Genomic DNA, 2,149 nt, shown 5'->3' with positions numbered 1-2,149 from the left:
TTTTGGTCGGTGCGTACGCGTTCGCTGCAAGGCGCAGCGACGACGCGACTTCGCTGCAAGTCTCGGAGGAGGCGCAACGCAGCAGCGGGCGGGTACGGGCCGACCAAAATGCCGCACAAGAGTGAATCACACCACTAGTCCTCGATCAAGCGATCTTGGGAAACGTGCGGATCTAAGACCGACGAAGTAGGGCTCGAAGTGCCTGGTTCCTGCCGATGTTCGATGTTGGACACACGAACAACAGGAGGCACTTCGAGTGAGCAAGAGCAAAGCAAGTAGCAGTCGGAATCGCAAGCGTCAGTCCCACAGCCGTGGGCGCAGGATCGCTCGGCGCTTGAAGCGCACGGAGGGTGGACGATCATCGACCGGCAGGCCCGAGATGACGATGTCGAAGATGAAGCTCGATGTGTCGGAGCGGATCAACGGGCATGGCGTTGGCGGACTGGGGCTGATCCACCAGATGGTGCAGCGAATAGGCCTGCCGGAGACGATCGACAGCCAGTTGAAGCTGCTGAAGATCCACCGCCCCTATTCCGAATCGGATCACGTCCTCGCGATCGCCTACAACACCCTGGCTGGCGGCGCGTCACTCGAGGACATGGAACGGCAACGGCAGAACGAGGCGCTGCTGAACAACCTTGGCGCTCGGACTCTTCCGGATCCGACGACGGCCGGCGACTTCTGCCGGCGCTTCGAAACAGCCGCCAGGGTCGACACCCTCATGGATGCGATCAACGATGTTCGCGTCAAGGTTTGGCGAGACCAAGCGGAGGACTTTTTGGAGGAGGCCGTCATCGATGGAGATGGCTCTATCGTCGAAACGACGGGCGAGTGCAAAGAGGGCATGTCCCTGTCCTACAAGGGCACCTGGGGCTACCAGCCGCTCCTGATTTCCCTCGCCAACACGCAAGAGCCGCTCTTCCTGGTGAATCGAGCGGCGAGCGCCCAATCAGCGAGCGGGGCTGCGGAGTACTACGACCGTGCGATCGAGGCCTGTCGCCGGGCCGGTTTCAAGAAGGTCCGAGCGAGGGGTGACTCGGCCTTCAGCCAGTCCGAGCACCTTGACAGGTGGGACTGCGACGGAGTCCAGTTCGTGTTCGGATTCCAGTACGCACGCGGCTTACAGCCGCGAATCGAGGCCATCGAAGCCAAGAGCTGGACATCGCTGAAGCGCCCAGCCAAGCCTGCTCCAGCAACAGATCCACGAGTTCGGCCCGAGAACGTGAAGCAGCGGATCGTGACCGAGAACGGCTACAAAAACATCCGCCTGAAGAGCGAAGCGGTGGCCGAGTTCGAACACCGACCAACGAAGTGTGAGCGGTCCTACCGAATGATCGTGCTTCGCAAGGAACTCGAGACGTACAGAGGGCAGGAGCTGCTCTTCGAGGAGTATCGGTACTTCCTGTACATCACGAACGACCGGGTAATGACTCCCGATGAAGTCGTCCGCGAGTCGAACCTCCGCTGTGGTCAAGAGAAGCTGATCGGCGAACTGAAGAACAAGGTTCGGTCCCTTCGTGCGCCGTTGGGAGATCTCGTCAGCAACTGGGCGTGGATGGTCATGTCGACGTTGGCGTGGAGTCTGAAGGCGTGGGCCGCGCTCAGTCTTCCGCGAGGTGGTCGTTGGGGGGAGAAGCACGAGGAGGATCGCACTCGGCTCCTGGGAATGGGATTCCGGAACTTTGTTGAGTCCATGATCCGAGTGCCAGTTCAGGTGATCGTCGCGGCGAGGCAGATTCGGGTGCGCCTACTCGCATGGAATTCGGAGCAGAGGGTATTCCTCCGCCTGGCCGACGTCGTCGAGCGACCGATGCTCTGTTGAAACGTACGGAGAGGGCGCTCCATCAACGCCCAGGCCACAACCGAAACGAGGAGACCTATGATCGAAGCGACAATGCGACCAACGGCAACGGGCAGCCGCCCGGTCGCGAATTCGTGCCGGTTCGCTGGCTCGACCACTACCCCACGCCGCGCTCACCGGTGGCCCCTCAACCATCGCTTGATCGAGGACTAGTGGTGTGATTCACTCTTGTGCGGCATTTTGGTCGGTGCGTACGCGTTCGCTGCAAGGCGCAGCGACGACGCGACTTCGCTGCAAGTCTCGGAGGAGGCGCAACGCAGCAGCGGGCGGGTACGGGCCGACCAAAAT

General features: G+C 61.2%; 1 protein-coding gene. It reads left to right on the top strand.

The annotated features are described in order from the left end of the window. Positions 1-385 precede the first annotated feature (385 nt). The gene (locus tag GY725_20820; GenBank protein MCP4006630.1) at positions 386-1,822 is read left to right on the top strand and encodes an IS1380 family transposase; all 1,437 of its coding nucleotides are present in this window, start codon (positions 386-388) and stop codon (positions 1,820-1,822) included. Positions 1,823-2,149 lie beyond the last annotated feature (327 nt).

The organism is bacterium (genome assembly GCA_024226335.1).
GTDB lineage: Bacteria > Myxococcota_A > UBA9160 > SZUA-336 > SZUA-336 > JAAELY01.
This window is presented reverse-complemented; position numbering and strand designations above follow the sequence as displayed.

Bases quoted from the DNA above. Each gene is read 5' to 3' on its own strand.
- GY725_20820 (MCP4006630.1), top strand. From the start codon at position 386: ATGTCGAAGATGAAGCTCGATGTGTCGGAGCGGATCAACGGGCATGGC.